Source organism: Nostoc sp. CHAB 5836, assembly GCF_020829445.1.
Taxonomy (GTDB): Bacteria; Cyanobacteriota; Cyanobacteriia; order Cyanobacteriales; family Nostocaceae; genus Nostoc.
The window spans coordinates 24,674-42,054 of record NZ_JAIVFV010000011.1; the positions used below are offsets into that span (position 1 = coordinate 24,674).

The 17,381-nt window shown below is 42.6% G+C and carries 9 protein-coding genes; 4 read left to right on the forward strand and 5 right to left on the reverse strand.

Going from position 1 to position 17,381, the window contains the following annotated elements; all coding sequences use genetic code 11:
- Nucleotides 1-63 precede the first annotated feature (63 nt).
- Complete coding sequence (locus tag LC605_RS03920; protein WP_229546265.1) at nucleotides 64-702, forward strand: hypothetical protein; 639 nt, start codon at nucleotides 64-66, stop codon at nucleotides 700-702.
- Between the two features lie 94 nt (nucleotides 703-796).
- Here LC605_RS03920 and LC605_RS03925 read toward each other — a convergent pair whose 3' ends face one another.
- Nucleotides 797-1,108, reverse strand: coding sequence for a hypothetical protein (locus LC605_RS03925; protein ID WP_306426844.1), 312 nt, complete (start codon nucleotides 1,106-1,108; stop codon nucleotides 797-799).
- Nucleotides 1,109-1,797: 689 nt separating this feature from the next.
- On the opposite strand from LC605_RS03925, the gene LC605_RS03930 reads away from it, so the two are divergent.
- The gene (locus LC605_RS03930) at nucleotides 1,798-2,307 is read left to right on the forward strand and encodes a calcium-binding protein (protein ID WP_229546266.1); all 510 of its coding nucleotides are present in this window, start codon (nucleotides 1,798-1,800) and stop codon (nucleotides 2,305-2,307) included.
- A gap of 1,104 nt (nucleotides 2,308-3,411) precedes the next feature.
- On the opposite strand, the gene hetR is transcribed toward LC605_RS03930, so the two are convergent.
- The 4 genes from hetR to LC605_RS03950 form a co-directional block, all read right to left on the reverse strand.
- A complete protein-coding gene (gene hetR, locus LC605_RS03935) occupies nucleotides 3,412-4,314 on the reverse strand; it encodes a heterocyst differentiation master regulator HetR (protein WP_229546267.1) in 903 nt (300 codons plus the stop codon).
- A 1,545-nt stretch (nucleotides 4,315-5,859) separates the two neighbouring features.
- On the reverse strand, nucleotides 5,860-8,196 hold the full coding sequence (locus tag LC605_RS03940) for an EamA family transporter (RefSeq protein ID WP_229546268.1): 2,337 nt from the start codon (nucleotides 8,194-8,196) through the stop codon (nucleotides 5,860-5,862).
- Between the two features lie 1,347 nt (nucleotides 8,197-9,543).
- Nucleotides 9,544-10,863 (reverse strand): inorganic phosphate transporter, encoded by a 1,320-nt coding sequence (locus LC605_RS03945; protein ID WP_229546269.1) that lies wholly within the window; start codon nucleotides 10,861-10,863, stop codon nucleotides 9,544-9,546.
- A gap of 74 nt (nucleotides 10,864-10,937) precedes the next feature.
- Nucleotides 10,938-11,984, reverse strand: coding sequence for a zinc-dependent dehydrogenase (locus LC605_RS03950; RefSeq protein WP_229546270.1), 1,047 nt, complete (start codon nucleotides 11,982-11,984; stop codon nucleotides 10,938-10,940).
- Nucleotides 11,985-12,711: 727 nt separating this feature from the next.
- Here LC605_RS03950 and LC605_RS03955 point away from each other — a divergent pair.
- Together LC605_RS03955 and LC605_RS03960 are read left to right on the forward strand one after the other, a co-directional pair.
- The gene (locus LC605_RS03955; protein WP_229546271.1) at nucleotides 12,712-14,931 is read left to right on the forward strand and encodes a heparinase II/III family protein; all 2,220 of its coding nucleotides are present in this window, start codon (nucleotides 12,712-12,714) and stop codon (nucleotides 14,929-14,931) included.
- A gap of 635 nt (nucleotides 14,932-15,566) precedes the next feature.
- Nucleotides 15,567-17,372, forward strand: coding sequence for an FAD-dependent oxidoreductase (locus LC605_RS03960; RefSeq protein WP_229546272.1), 1,806 nt, complete (start codon nucleotides 15,567-15,569; stop codon nucleotides 17,370-17,372).
- Nucleotides 17,373-17,381 lie beyond the last annotated feature (9 nt).

The window sequence follows — 17,381 nt, forward strand, 5'->3', positions numbered from 1 at the left end:
TGATTGCAGAGGATTTTCAAAATATTTGAGTTAGCATAACCTTGGGTGTTTGGAGAATGGCAAATGTCAATGAGCAAAAAAGTGGTTAGCAGAGGTAAGAACAAACAAGGTAGTTCCACCTCCAGGATTTTAACATTACCAGTTTTGGCTATAGCTGGATGGTTGACAACAATCTTGCCTAATGTGGCTATTGCTGCTTCCTACAGCAACGATTATAGTGTCTGTGCAGGTCGCCTTGTAAAGGTCGGTGTCACGGCAGAGGCCGCATCACAAGGTTGTGCAACGGCACTACGTCCAAGGGATTTGGCTGCTTGCGTAGTTAAAATTGAGAAGCAGACCCAAATAGCCGCCACAGATGCACTTTCTTCTTGTGGGAAGGCCCGCCGTCCTGAAGAGTTAGCTACCTGTGTAGTCGGTGTAAGTTCAAGTACTCAGGAAGCAGTTAATCCCGCAGCTTTAGATTACTGTGGTCGTAGTTTGTTACCTGTGCGCTTTGGTCAGTGTGTGGTTGGCTTACGTAGTCAAATCGACCTTCCCCCGACGCAAGCATTGGATACTTGTATCAGTGCTAGTGATAGTGTTATCGGCGCTTCATCTTCATCTACACCGCCGACTATAATTCCTGCGGGATCAAGTCCAAGTATTGAGACTACTCCATTTCCAACGCAACCGATTATTCCAAGGCAGCCTGGCACTAATTAAATTACAACTATTAGAGCAGAAAGCCCACCAGTGGCAAGGTGACTCAGGAACCTTGTCACCGAAACAATAGTTAGTAGAAGTTCCCGTAGTAGTTCTAGCTTGCTACCTGACATTGATGTTTTTGATCCAGAAATGCGATCGCCTGAAATTTGGTGATCTTCTCATCTAGGAGATCCTTAACTGGAGCAGCGGGGAGGAGCGATCGCCAAATCACGAACTCAAACCGATCCTGAATCTGCTGGGCGAGCTTTACGGATAACCAGGTTTTGCCGATCCCACTCATGCCCAATAGGGTAATCAGACGGCAAGGTATTGTTTTATTAGAAGACTCAGCTGAAATCCAGTGCTTTAGGGTTCCCAGTTCTTCCGTGCGTCCGCAAAAAAGGATGTTTGAAACACTTTTCAAACATCCTCTAATACGGTTTGGTTAACGTTATCTGAAATTGCTGGTTAAGTTTTGTAATTATTGTAGATACTGAAGTTAAGGTGGGTTCTGCCAAACTTAAGAAACAAGATCAAGTGTGAAATTAAGTTTCGTAGTGGCTGAAATAGTTGCTGTGTCTAGCTTGGGAAGATCGATTTTAAGTTCTTTCTTAAGTTCGGTTGATTTGAAGTTAAAAAAAGAGAATTATTGAAATTGACCACAGGGCGATCGCAAATTGCAAGATAACGAAACCTTCTGACGAAGCGATGAGAGTTATTTTTGCCAATTTACATTGCCGTACTTTTGTCAAGCTCAAATTTAGTCCAGTTAGAGATGATCTGAAATTGACCTAGATTGATTTAGATTAAATCGAGTTTAATTAATTTCATACAACAGTTTGTTGGCGGTAGTAGCGACGTAGTGTTAAGTCCCTAAGTTTGAACGCACGAGGCTAAATCAACTGATTTTATTGCCTCAAACCCTTATTCTCTCTTTAGCCCTTTGAGCGCTTACAAATTTTCCGGATCAAGGACTTGATATCCGCTGAATCGGGAGAACAACTAACTCTCTGGGCAGAGGAAATTGCCTGTTACGCATAAGCAATAACCTCTGACTGAACCACTACTTTACTAATGACAAATTAAAAACACAAATTTTAAGGAGAAACTCAAATGGCTATTATTTACGGCACCTCGTTCAGCGATATAATTGATGGCACCAGCGGTAACGACCTTATCTTTGGCTATCCCAATGGCTCTGGCTTCTTGGATTACGATGGCTACGATAATTTGTATGGCTATGGTGGCAACGATACATTGTACGGCGGTAATCAGAGTGACATCCTTTATGGCGGTAGTGGTAACGATGTATTGATTGGCTCTAGAAACAGTGACCTAGTAGAATACGACACCCTGGTTGGTGGTGCTGGTTTTGATATTTTTGAACTTGGCGGTTCCTACGGTGTTCAATACGATGGTAATGGTTACGCTACCATTACTGACTGGAGCCCCTCTTCTGATGTCATTCAACTTGGGGGTTTATCTAGTCTATACTCTTTCGGGTATTCAGACTTGAGTGGCGGTTCGGCTCTAGACACACAAATTTACTATGGCATTGACTTGATTGCTAACGTTCAAGACACTACCAATGTAAGTTTCTCTAGAGACTTCGTCTTTGCCTAGTTAGCATTTTGTTCGCCCGGAAATGCATTCGTGCTTAGAGGGTGTTTTAAAAGTCCCGAAAGCTATAATTTTGCAGTTCTGCACTAGATTAAGTGCAACACCAAATCAAGGTTTCTCCATGTATTGAAATCTTTTGTAGTGCTAATTATCAGAGCAAAAGACTCTTTTAAAACATCCTCTTAAAAGTGTGCGATCGCATTTTTGCACATCAGCAAAGCTGTTAGTAAGTACGTTGGCACGAAAAAAGTCAAGTATGTTACGAAACGTAAATAAGCTTAAAGCCTTTACTAATGACCAATGACAAAGGACAAATGACAGCCTTAGCCAGTTAACTTTAATTGCGCCAACCTACTTAACACAAACTAGTTTTTAACAAACTCTAAGGGTAGAACACCATAAATATCCTACCCTTAGAGTTTGTTTGAAAAGTCTAATTTATTAGGGTATGAACCCAAAAATTATTTTAATCTAAAATCCCAAACTTATTAATTAAATGTCAGCCATACTTATGACGCTTTAGTTTTAATATTAATTTTTTATTTTGGCCATTTGTCTACACTTTTTTGAACTCTATGGTGGAGCGGGCAACGACACAAATTTACTATTTTAATGACTTGATTGCTGTCGTTCAAGACACCACTAATGCCAGTATCTTCAGAGACTTCAAGTTTGTTTAGTCAGGACTTTGTTCGCCCAAAAATGCATTGGCGCTTAAAAGTGTGCGATCGCACCCAATGCCGATAGTAAATGCGACGACCTACTTAACAGTACTATAGCGGTTCTCGTTTGTATGCAACACAGTTTGACCTCTCTCCAAACCTCTCTCCTAAAAGGAGAGAGGCTTTGAATCTTACTCCCCAACGCTAGTAGGGAAGGGGTTGGGGGTTAGGTCTGTATTGCACCCAAGTGAGAACCGCTATAGTACTGCTGGGCAAAAATCTATCTACGATGTCAATTAATTATAGCGGTTCTCGATCTAGTGAGGTACGTTTTCAAAGCTACTAACCTTGCTAAACAAGATTTGGGTGTACCTCAGTAGACTAAGAAACGCTATAAACCAGGGGTTTAAGCCCCTTTTTAAGGTAGGCAAACTTGTGCCACACTCTACTGGTCTGCTTTTTGACCAAAGGCTGTTTGTAAAACCATTGCAATACCACCGTCTTGGTGATATTTATCTGCCCAGGCCCGGATAACTTCATCCAATTCTTCCATAGCCTGCTCCATTTTTTCTGGGAGGATATCAAGTTCTTCCAGCAAGCGCATGGCATTTCGTCGCCGTTCTGCCCAGTTTTTCATCATCCGGAAATACCGAGCGGTATCTTCTACCATGATGTATGTACGTTCTTGATCGTCTGCTGGGGCGTAAAAAGGACGGGTAAGAGCGTAGAAAGGCATTCCCCAAGGAGAATCAATGCGTGTTACCGTTCCTGAGTAGAGCAGACGGCGCTTGATATGCTCACCCAAAGCTTCGCTCAAAGGCATTTGGTGTTCGGGTGGCAAGTCTTCTTGCGATCGCTTGTGCAAAAACTCAATCAAATCCAAAAACTCAAAGGAGCTAACTAACTGGGCATCAGGTAGATTACTTGGCAGTTTTTGCTCAATTTGCCTTTTTTCTTCAGTTGTCAGACTGGTACCAGGAACGCGCGATCGCCCCGGTTGCCAAGGAAACTTTTCTAGCCAGACATAAGGCAATTGAATCAAATAGCGAGGTTCTTGAGAACCCAGCATTTTTAATAGTTTGCCTTCTGTTAGCGCCTGTCTGACTTCTTCTACAATAATTTTTACCCGTTTCGGCTCCAGGTGGTGCAAATGCCCTGTCATCCGCAGGTTTTGTCCCTGCTCGAGATAGGTCATGTAAATTGCACACTTTGCTGCTGTTGCGGCTGCGTCTAGAAATGCCCCATGCCTGTGCCCACTCGTCCGCATGGCACTAAAAGCCAGATAAAGCATGATCTGATCCATCGCACTGGGGTCAAGACGTTTGATCAGATCTATGTCGTTACTCATATTACAGACAATTGAATAGCACGTTTACACAGTTTTTAATCGAGTGAGAATAGGTAGTATACACCTGGCTGAAGGCTATCTTGACTTCAGACTATATTAGTATGCGATAACTATGAGATCCGTGGTAGCAAAGACTACCATTTTCACATATTTATTTTCTGGTACAAAAGCAGATTCGGTGGTTGTGACTATAACTGTCTGGAGCATCTGATCCGAAAATTACAGACATCACTAGGTTCCGCTTGACCAAGCCCTTTAGGTAGAGAAAAGGCAATAGTCGTAAAATCCTTCCTAAATACTGGGTTCAGAGCAACTAAATATCTGAAAAGAGGTAAAAACATTTTTTTTCGAGACACTTAGTGCCAGAAAAAATACATTCTTATACAAATCCCCCAATTTTAGTTATGGGGATTTCCCTATTAAGAGTTGCCCTTTCCCTATTCCCTTTTAAGGCGGTTTACCTCCCAAAAATCAGCTGTGTTGCAAGTAATGTACAAAGCCTTCAGTTCTCTGGGGTTTTTCTCATCTTTCAAGAGGAATAACATCAAGCTACTTACACCTTATTATGGCACTATATCGACTCGGAGTAAAAACTAGTTTGCGAAGTTCATCTGGGATATTTGTGACTCGGAAAAGATGGGTTTTTCAGCTTTGGCGAATTATTTGTAGTACACAGATGTCTAGAAATAATTGGGATTGGTATAAAAAGAAATCGCTTACCAGGTGTAGCCCCAATTTAGAGGTTGAGCCATATAGCTCGTTGTAAACTTCTGGACTGTCTGAGCGATCGCAGACTAGATTCACTAGTATTGGACGGCAGAAATAAACATACCATCTTACGAAACACAAAAAGTAAGTGGGCGTAAACAATTAAAGATTTGTATTGACTTAGCGTGGAAACAAAGGTTTAACCTATGAGCGACTAACTTTACCGTTCAGTAAGGGCTTCAGCCCTCAATACCAGACGATTTAATTAATTTCACATTGCTTAATATAGGTTAATTTATTCTTGCCCACTGACTTAGTCTCCCACGCTGAAAAAACGGGTTACTCGAAATATGTTTGCTACTTCTTCATCTCCTAGTTCCAAAAGGTCATGCAATGGTCTTAACTCCTTGCCAATTTCCTGTGTGAGCAAGTACTCATGCTCAATTGCTAGAGTTAGTACTACTCATACTGCTTATATATACGTGTTTTCCCTACCTGTATCAGGCTAAATCCCTAAAAATATATTACAAGTCAAGTTATTCTGATTACTGCTTATAAGTAGGTCGGCGCAATTAAAGCTAACTGACTAAGGCTGTCATTTGTCATTTGTCCTTCTTCATTTACAAGGGTTTTAAGCTTATTTACGTTTCGTAACATATTTATGTTTTTTCGCGCCAACTTACTTATACCAATGGGCTTGGGTTAAGCATCTGCATGGAATACAGGATTGCTTATGGATTTGACACTCCTCACGCCTAAAGGCGGGGGATTCCAGCGTCACTGACGTTCCTTGCTTTTACAGGTCTCCACCATACTTAAGCTGATTGAATTCACCATTTAATTCGTGGGATTAGAGGGTTTAACCTGATTTCGCATTGTTTCAAAGCTGAAAGCAGCCGCGCCAAAGGTGACTAATAACACTCCGATAACTTGCACAATCTCCAAATTTTCTTGAATGATTAACCCGGCGAAAATCACTGTTAAAACTGGGATGCTACAACCGATGAACGCCGATCGCGAGGCACCTAGTTTACTGATGCCAACATTGTTTAGCAAATAGCCAGCAAGAGTCAGGACACCCAAAATAAATGCACTTAAAACCAGTTCCAGCATCTTAGAGGGGTCAACAATTACCAAATTCCAAGTGCTTGGTAAAGGTAACATCAAGCAGATAAAGCTCAACAACAACATGGTCACGAAGTTAATTAAAGTAAAAGTCACAGGATGCAGTTTGCTAGCACAAACCCGTGTCAGAATTATGTAGGCAGCAAAAGCCACACCCGAAAGAATAGCGGTGCTGTTTCCTAGTGAAGCATTACTCATACCGATGCTGGGAGAACCGCCTAAAACCAACAATTCACCGCCGCAAATTGCGGCGATCGCGCCGATGCGGAATATGGTAGGGCGATCGCGAAACAGAAACCACGATAATAGACCACTAACCATTGGATAGATAAAGAACAGTGCGATCGCCATTCCAGTTTTGACTTGAGCGATCGCAGTGTAGATTAGCACCTGAGACAAAAACAAAAAGCACCCACTTACAATCGACAAAATCAAAATCTGCTTGGTAGCTGCATTCGCAGGTGTGGGATTTCCTCGCACTGAAGCGGTCAAGTTTTCCAAGTCTTGCCACAATCTAGAATGAAGTATGGGAGACAACAGTACCATCAGTGGAACTACCACCATAAACCTGAGGGTCAAAATTAACAGAGTATTGCCCAAAGTCGGCGGCAGCAAGCGCTCCACCTCTAATACTCCCAAAATTTGGGAACCTTCGTGGAAAATCACCTTGATGGCTACGTTATAAAGTGACGATACCACTGCCGATAAGACAATCAGCAAAAAACCGATTTGGAGCGATGATAAGCCGGAGGAATTACGCGATCGTGATTGTGGGGGTTTTGCTTGTGGCTGCGGCTGTACCGCAGTGGTCGATGAGGATTTAGCTTTGCTCGGTGATACGTTCCTGCGGAGGAGAGAAATTTGTTCAGCTGCGTTTCTCCTTACAGGAGGTGGTATTGCTCCCGGCTCTGGCACAGATGCAGTCGGTGGCTCTGATGTCGTTTCCTTTGGCGATAAGTCCTGATTGAGGACAGAAATTGGTTCGGTGGTATTGTCCTTTGGTAGCGGAACTACAGCCGCGATCGCCTCTGATGTCGTTTCTTTTTGGGACAAGTCGATGCTGGGGAGAGAAATTGGGTTGGTGGCGTTTTCTTGGACAACCATCGCCTCTGATGTTGTTTCCCTTTGGGACAAGTCGATGCTGGGGAGAGAAATTGGGTTGGTGGCGCTTTCTTGGACAACCATCGCCTCTGATGTTGTTTCCCTTTGGGACAAGTCGATGCTGGGGAGAGAAATTGGGTTGGTGGCGCTTTCTTGGACAACCATCGCCTCTGATGTTGTTTCCCTTGGTGAAAATTTATTAGCGATCGGGGAAATTGGCTCAGGGGAATTTCTTACTACTTCGCCAAACTGTGGCGGGGACGTCTCAAGAGAACTGTTTTTTTCTGGCTCCCTAAACTGCAAAACAGTCGGTGTACTTGCTGTTGCTGGTTTGCGTGAAGCTTCTTCTATAGTTTTTTCTAGTTCTCCATGCAGGCGATTAACAAACTCCGTCAAAATCGTTTCCCCTTGCTGCTGCTGGCTGTACATCCGTGACAACTGTTGGGAAAGATTACTTTGATAGTTCTTCAGTTCTTGTTGCAGGGAGTTAAAAGTAACAGTAACGGTGTCATCCAAGCTGTCAAACATATGTTCGACTTTTGCATTGATTTCACCGACTACATTGCTGCTCACTTCAGCAGACTTTAGTGCAGCTTGTTCGTAAGATTTGCCCTCCGTGGTTTGGTTAGCTAAATTTGCCAGAGAGGATTGCAGTTGTGAAGATATATGCTTTGCCAGAACTTCTGCCAGTTGACGAATTAACACTTGTTGCTCAGTGATTTGGCGCACTTGTTGTAAATGCTCTTTTTCCTCAACCAAGCTTTGAATTTCATCAGATAATCGATTTTTTTCTGACTGAAGCCGCTTTACGTCTTCCTGCAACCCTCTGAGGACATTTTGCTGAAGATTTTCTAAATCTTCAACTACAGCCCAAAGGGCATTTTCTGCTGCTCTAGATAGCTCACCTCTGACTCTCGGGTTTTCTGGTTGCTTCTCGAATCGCCCCATTAGCTTCTAACCTCTAACACCTTGACGATAAAGCTGCTTCCGGTACACTTTATTGGCGCTCATCCTAATTTCCTGTATTTTGTCAGATAAATTAAAAATTTTAACAGTACTTCCGCATTTCAACGTAATTCTGTCATACTGGAGACAGCTTGGCAAAACATCAAATTTTCGCTATCGGTGACTACACCGTGTTCTATTCAACATTTACAAGTAAGTAGGTCGGCGCAATTAAAACTAACTGACTAAGGCTGTCATTTGTCCTTTGTCATTGGTCACTAGTAAAGATTTTAAGGCTATTTACGTTTCGTAACATACTTTGATTTTTTCGTGCCAACTTACTTATTTGGTCATTGGATTTTGGACTTCGACTTCTCTCCGAGACGCTACGTGAACGGTCAGTCGAAGGGGTTTTGGAATGATCCCCACGAATGGAAGTCCCTTGAACTAAGACTTTTTTGCCCAGTTTAATTTCCATCAATTCTTATTTGCCCATGAGATTTTTACTTCTCAAAAAATCTCACTCCAAATCAACACTTATTCTTTTGGTGTCAATAGTAATTGTCTAAAGACTTGCAGATGCGTGGGCGCAAAGCGGCTTGATCCCAGACATAGCCACAAAATTGTTTGACTTGCGAAACTATCTGTAAATTCGTCTGGATCTAACTTGTGTAATGTAACTTGTGCGACAGTTTATATCTCTAAATGGAGATTACATTATCTATCTGTGGAAATTCTAAGTTACGCTATCCCCTGCACAACATTCTAATGAATCAGCAGCAATTCTGCAAAAACACACTGTCATTTGTCATTCGTCATTCGTCATTCGTCATTTGTCATTAGACATCTCCATAAATTAAATATGCTTTACCCAGAACCCTTGTAGAGACGTAGCAGTGCTACGTCAAAACAATTCTTTTTCACCAGGTGTCTATTTGTCATTAGTAAGGGTTTTAAGCTTATTTACGTTTCGTAATATACTTAAGTTTTTTCGCACCAACGTACTTAGAGGAAAAAGTTAGGAAAATATTAATAATTCTTAGAGCTTATTTATAAAGTAAATATTAAGTAGGGTGTGTTACGGCTGTGTAGGAATTTGAGGGTTTGAGAAAGTCTAATTTAGCCGCAGGGCACCATATCTCCAGGTGCCGTACACGAGAGCTTTAACCCACTCTACAATTTAAGGTTTACTTTCAATACTGCTCGGTTAAGAAAAATCGTAGGTTGGGTTGAGGCTCTGCGAAACCCAACAAAGCCCCCCAAATGTTGGGTTTCGTTCCTCAACCCAACCTACACGGGTTAAGGTTTTTGGGCAAAACCTGCGCAGTATTGGGTTTACTTTATAAATTCTTAGAATAATAAAATCCGGGCGATGCTAAAGATGACAGCGCTAAGAACAGAACTCACGGGAATTGTAATTAGCCATGCGGCGGCAATGCCTTTTAGTGTTTGGAACTTAATCGACTTGATATTTTGTACTAGTCCAACACCAACTACACCCCCGATGAGAGCGTGAGAAGTGGAGACTGGTAAACCTAGCCGGGAAGCAATTAGGATCGTGGTAGCAGTCGCAAGTTCGGCACAAAATCCACTACTAGGTTGCAAGGTAATAATGTTTTCGCCAATAGTGGCAATGACTTTTTTACCCCAGACAGCTAAACCGCCAACAATTCCAGCACCACCAAGAATTAAAATCCAAAGGGGGATGGTGATACCGTCTAGAGGTACGCTACCAGTGCGATTGATGTAGACGATCGCAGCTAAAGGAGCGATCGCATTTCCGACATCGTTAGAACCATGAGCAAAGGCTACAAAGCAAGCACTTAGGAGTTGGAATCGCGCAAATAAGCTTTCTACGGGATTGGGGATTGGGGAAGCTGGGGACTCTGGAGGGGATAAGGGGTAATGGATAGTGGGGAGTAGTTCTTCCTTGTCCCCCTCATTTCCCCTATCTTCCAATTGTCGCCAACTAATGATTGTGAGTCCAACTGCTGCTATTGCACCCGTTAACAGTGGAATGTCGTAAGCAGGGATGTTGAAACCAACTTGATCAATGACCAAATTGGTTAACGGTTTTGTCAGCGATGGTAATACAATCACGCCGAATACACTTAGTAGCAGAGTACTCAACCAGGGAATCCACTCTTGTAACTGCACTATTTGATTCGGTTGATCCAAAATCCAGTACTTGATTTGACTGTAGAATAGAGCAGCGATCGCACCACTAATTAACGGCGTTAAAATCCAGGCAATTGTGATCAAGCCAATTGATGACCAATCAATCGCACCTACTCCTAAAGCTACCCAACTAAATCCCGCGATCGCACCAACAACCGCATGAGAAGATGACACTGGTAAACCGCGCGATGTGGCAATTTGTAACCACACACCACAAGAAATTAGCACCGTTACCATCCCAGTAACCAATATTTGGGGCGTAGTAGCGAATAAAGCGGGATTGGCAATTTTCGTTGCTAGAGTTTCCGTTACCTCATGCCCAAACAACACAGCACCCGTAAACTCTAAAACCCCAGCAATTATTATCGCTTGTTTGAGGGTGACAGCTTTAGAACCTACAGAAGTGCCCATCGCATTAGCAACATCGTTTGCTCCGAGATTCCAGGCGACGTAGAAAGCTAGTAGAGCGACGAAAAGTAGGGTGTAGGACATTTAGGAGATGGGGGAGATGAGGGAGTTGGGGGAGATGAGGGAGTGATGGGAGTAAGATCCCCCTCATCACCCTTTTACGGATAAATTAAGATTTTATAAGTATCCGGTGTGGGTGCGATCGCCACTTCCACAGCTGCTGATAAATCTTTTAATGGATAGCGATCGCTAATCAATGCTTGCACATCAATGCGTTGATTAAATACAATATCAGCTGATAGATTCTGAAGCCGATAGGATGAACTGTAACTGCCTATCAAGTCAATTTCCCGACGATACAGGATATTGGGGTTGATGGGAATTTCTACCTCATCAGGGAATTCGGCGAAAAACAAGATTTTACCGCCTTTGCGCGTACAATCTAGTGCTTGAAAGAAAGCTTTTTCACTGGGAACAGCCAGCAAGGTGACATCAACACCCATTCCACCTGTGAGGGCATGAATTTTGGCTGTTAAATCGGCATCACGGGCATCAAAAGCTGCTTCTGCACCGACACTCAAGGCTTTATCAATTCTAGAAGGTAGTAAATCAGTGGCGATCGCTTTTGCTCCAAAATACTTCACCAACATGATAAACATTAACCCAATTGGCCCAGCACCGGTAACTAACACAGTTTGTCCCGGAGCAATTTGAGCTTTTTTTACTGCCTTTAAGCAGCAGTTAGTTGGTTCGACAAAACTTGCTTCTTCAAAACTGATATTTTCCGGGATGGGAATTAACCCGCCGTTTTGGACGATATGTCCGGGAATTTTGACATAATCGGCAAAACCGCCGCCACTAGCATTAAAACCTGCGGTTGTGGAAATATTTTTGTAAACATCGCACATGGAAAAATTGTCATTAAGACAGTAGGTGCAACGCATACAGGGGATGTGGTGCATCACTGCTACTCGTTGTCCAACTTGCCAACCTTTAACATCATTGCCTAGTGCTGCGATCGTGCCGGCAGTTTCATGTCCAAAAATGCGCGGCGGTTCATACAGAGGATAACGAATTTTTTTAATATCGGACTGACACAACCCCACAACCCGCACCTGTACCAGCACTTCATCTGCTTCTAGGGCTGGAACTGGGATCTCTTCGTAAGAGAGTTGATTGACACCTCTAAATACCTGTGCTTTCACGTTGGTTTTTCCCTGCTCAATGATACTAGATGTAACATTTAGTGGTTCAGGTTAGATTATGAAGTTCGGGATTTAATATTGTTTGCAAATTTTGGTATACTAAAAACGGTTTTTCGAGATACCTAGTGCGAGGAAAAAGGTGTACCTATTTTAATTCCTATAGAGAAATTTAAGATATGCCTTCTGTCTTTGTCTTCGTACTTTTATAACTCCCTTAAAGGTTGTTTGAAAAGTCTGATTTATTACTTCCCTTGGCGAGTATAATTCGCCCCTACACAGACAAAATCCTTGATTTTGATGCTTTCGGTGTGGGCGAACTTCTTTTGCATAAGCTAAAAAACATCTAATTTGCATAATCGAATTAAATATAACTCTTGTGGGGTGGGCTGAAAAGCCCGCCCAGTATATGCAATTTAAATGTCCAACAGCTTAATAGCAAATTCTATTAGCCGAATACTGTTCAAACATCCTTTTAACTAGACTTTATCCATTTTTTGTTAACGTTCCAACCGAGGCTGAAACCTTTGTGGAACGTTAGTTTTACTTTTTCGATTTCACCGAGAATCAGTGACATGGAAAAAGTTTTTGCCCTGTCAAGAGAACCGAGTTGTTAATTTTGGATAAAGTCGAGCTTAAAAGAAGCTGCTTCGTTGTGTTGTCATCCGCGATCGCTCTGTGGTCAATTACGCAAATAATTTATTCATTTGATAATTAAGGAGAAACTCTCATGGCATTGTTGATTGCACATGATGAACTTATAGAACTAGAGTTTGCCCTTGAGATAGTTGATGATCGTCGGCAGGATTTTTTGACTGCTCTGCTCGATCGTACTCTCAAAAATACTCGATTTCCAGGTTTAGTGCAGCCTTCAGATACTAATAAATGGTGGCATATTATTTGGGAGCGTTTAAGCGATGTCGCATTTATCTGCTTTTTAGCTAGAAAGTCAACTAATTTCGATGTTAATCAAATTCAATTTTTATCTGAAGCTGATCAAACAAAATACCAACAACCAGATGATAAACCGTGTGTATTTCCCTTAATATCTGATTTAGTCAATCAAGTAATTAAATCTCATGAATTAATTCCTGAAACAGAAATAGTCAGGCTTCGACAATGGCTCAAGGATGTAGTGTTAGATGTCATACGCAAATCTGCGGATGAGTGGGTAGGCCCATCGTTTAGAAAACGTGGTAGAAAACTTATGGGACAGCTTGAGACTGCTCATGCTGGTATTGCTATTGCAACTGTTCTTGATCTATGCCCAGATATTTTTACTACCACTGAGTTAGATGAGATTCGTGAAGCTCTGATCAGTAAGCCTCAGAAACTGTGTCGAGAATGGCTTGACAAGGTAATTACAAGAAAAAACATTACGAACAACTGGTTCATGGTTCTTCTCAATGGCTACGGCACAGTGTCTGCAATTCTTGGCGATCAAGCTGGTGTAGAAAAGTCTGTAGAAAACTACGAATTAGCTGTAAAGCTGTATAACCAAGATAGCTATGATGAATCTCTACAATACTGGAACTACGCAAGTTTGCACCTAGCGCACTTATTTGAAGTTCTTGTACGTTATAATCCGTCCTTAGAAAGCAAGCTTGATATATCCTGCTATACGCGCTGTATGCCTTGGGTTGTATCATCATTTATTGAGATGAAACCTCTTGCAGGCTGGGGAGAATTAGCTTATCCTCGTTCTTTAAATTGGGGCGATTCGGTAGCTATTTTTAGACCGACTGCTGATCTTTTGCTCCATATCTCCCAACGGGCAAAAAAGAGTATGCCAATAGAAGCAGGGCTTGCATCTTGGATGTTTCAGGAAACTTATCAAGATCCCAAACTAGATCCTGATGATCGAGCTACCTTCGGCTTTTTCAACAGTTTTCTGTTCCCGACTATACTCAACTGGAGATATACTAAAAATCCCATCACTCCTGAGCAAGCTAACCTTCCCCTAGCAACAAAATTCAACAATGGCAACGTCATCCTTCGCGATCGCTGGCACAATACATCGACAGTTTTAGGCGTTCAAGCTGGATACGAGCCTTTACGCTCTAGTGGACATCGGCATGAGGATCACAATAGCTTTATACTCTCCTACGGCAGCGAAGACTTCTTCGTAGATCCTGGACATTGTTGTTATCGTCTTGATATCCAAGCTCACTCCAAATCCGCAGCTTATCACAGTACTTGGACTTTTATAAAAAAGAATGGCACAAGCTTGAAACAAAAACCTATACTAGGCAATATCTACAAAAAAGCACCAGTTCTTAATAAGCTGAAACTATTTTGCCAAAAAGGTAATATGACTGTTATCGAGTCTGATGCGGCCGATGTTTATGGTAAGCCCATCCAAAAAGCTCAGAGAACATGGATTATGTGTGGAGCAAATAGTATCTTCCTTGTAGATAGAATTGAATCGAAACAATCTATAGAAGTTAAAGCATCTTTTTTGCTTAATAATCGGGAAGCTAAACTTCAAACTCAAGTGATCACTCCTCGTCAATTACTATTTCGCCGAGGTGATGTTGGAATCAAATTTGTTCTCGTAGCCGCAGTTTCAAGAAACTACTTTTGGTCTCCTGATTATCCCCTATATTTTGACGGTAAAAATAACGATACTGGTGCAACCTTTTCCCAGAGATGTGGCTATGTTCATGACTGTTATCACCCCCAGCCTGACCAAAAGGGTCAAGGGGCTGAAGGCTCTGGCATCATAGATACATGGACTACCCCCTCTGCTCGTGACCATCTTCTGATCTATGCTATTGTTATGGATGACATTGAACATATTTCACATTGGCAAATCGAGACTCTAAATAACAGCAAAATTCTGATCTCTCCTCCTTCGCAAAAGGGAAGCTTTCAACTACAAGCCAAACAAGATGGAAGCCTGATAGTTGAAGAATCAATTGACCAAACACAAATAATTATTCCTTATTAAGGAATAGGAACGCTAAGTACAGCTTTGCATAAAATCGTGGTGAATTGAGGGTTGAAATTTAAACGCATAGGCGCAACTCTTGGAGACGCACTCGCGTTCGCCTTCCCGCAGGGTAGGGGCGCAAAGGGAAGCGCAAAGGTTCGCAGAGAATTCGCTACGAATTAATGAAACGCTGTACTAAGTGATATCCCAACTCATGGTACGTTTATAGTAAAGCCTTGATGATATAAGGCAATACACTTGGGTTAAGCATTTCCTCCTTCTCTCTTCTCTCTGTGTTCTCTGCACCTCTGTGGTTCGTAAAAAAAAGAGTTTCAGTCCTTTTGTGAACCGTATTGTGATACAAGGGACTTCCAAAAGCAAAGATGGGAGAGGTGCTGGGCGTGAGGGAAAAGATTTAAGCTTGCATTGGGATGCTCCCCGTAGTCAGCACAAAGCGTGCTGACTACAAACCCTCAAAACTAACTTATACCAATTCTTTGTGAAGTTGCATAGAATTTCACCCCACCCCTTGTCGAAAACCGCTATAGTCTTGTGGGGTGTGTTAACAAAGCGTAACACACCATTGCAATCTTTTAGTGCCCAATGCCAAGCTCTCTGGGGAGAATATGTCGAAAACTCAGAGAGATTAGAAGATGCTTAATCAGACATATACAACAGATGTGTTAGTTGTCGGTGGAGGAACCGGAGGAACTGCGGCTGCTATCCAAGCAGCACGACGGGGAGCCAAAACCATTTTGGTGAGTGAATTTCCTTGGTTGGGGGGAATGCTAACTTCGGCTGGAGTGTCTGCACCTGATGGTAACGAATTAGAAGCCTTTCAAACAGGGTTATGGGGTGCATTTTTGCAGGAATTGCGACAACGACAGCCTGGAGGATTAGATAACAGTTGGGTAAGCTTTTTTAGTTACGATCCCCGCATTGGTGCAGAGATTTTTGCAGATTGGGTGCAGGAATTGCCCAATCTGCAATGGATTTCTGGACAAGTGCCAATAGATGTTTACCGACAAGGTGATTCTATCACTGGTGTTCGCTTTCCTGATTTTGCTGTCACAGCCAAAATTATTCTCGACGCTACAGAATTGGGAGATTTATTGGCCTTAGCTGAAATACCTTACCGTTGGGGTTGGGAATTGCAATCTGAGTGGGGAGAACCCAGCGCCCCAGTGACTTTTAACTCTTTAACCCAGAGATATCCTGTGCAAGCGCCCACTTATGTAGTGATTATGCAGGACTTTGGTGAAGCGATGTCTACGACGGGCAATGCCTACGCACCAGAAATTCCGGCTGCCCCTAACTATAATCCGTCCCAGTTTACAGGTGCTTGGGATGGCTATGGAGCAGAGACATTTTTAAATTATGGACGTTTGCCTGGTGGTCTATTTATGATGAATTGGCCAATCTGTGGCAATGACTACGGCGAAGGAGTAGGGAGGTTGATAGAGTCAGATGTATCCAGAGGTGAATTCATCCAAGAATCTCGCTGGCACAGCCAAAATTTTGCCCATTTTATCCAAAATCAGCTTGGTCGTCGCTATGGTTTAGCAAAAAAAGTATTTCCTCATAGCCCTACAGCTTTTGCACTGCATCCTTATTACCGGGAAAGCCGCCGCTTAGTGGGACTAACGACTCTCCGAGAACAGGATATTTTACCAGTTGCCGGTGGTAGAGTTGCATCTATATTTAATGATGCGGGTTTTTGCGATCGCAAAGCCTCTTTGATCAAAGAAGCGATCGCAGTTGGCAACTATGCCAATGACCATCATTATCCTGGTGTTCAATTCCCACTGCAACCTAAATCGATCCGTTGGGGAGGACGCTGGACTGGGACTCCCTTTACAATTCCCTACAGTTGTCTAATTCCAGCGACAACAGATGGTTTCTTGGTCTGTGAAAAGAATATTTCTGTCTCCCACATTGCCAACGGGGCCACCAGATTACAACCTGTGGTTATGGGCATTGGTCAAGCTGCGGGGATGGCGGCGGCGATGTGTGTTGAGTTAAACTGCCAGCCGAGGGATTTACCTGTCAGGGCGCTGCAAATGGCTTTATTGGCAGATGATCGCTCAAAAACGCTGATTATTCCTTTGTTCAATCTTCCACCCAATCATTCGGATTGGCAACACTGGCAACTGTATTACTTAGATAACCCAGAAGCCTATCCAGTTAGTGGCCATTGCCCTGACTCTGCTTTTGACAAGGCATTAATTCCGGAAAGTAACTGTTTCAAAGGCATTTTTTCCCGCTTGGAACAGCAAGAATACAGATTCACTGTCACAGCACCAGCCGCATATCAAGGCCAAAATTGGCAGCTTGTGACTTTGCGATCGTATATCGACGAGCAATTACGCGCTTATCCCCACGAACAATTAGTTACATTGTGGGGTCGTCAGAATCACTCTGGTAATTGGTTATTGGTCGAACATTTAAACGGAGACTAATAAGAGTTT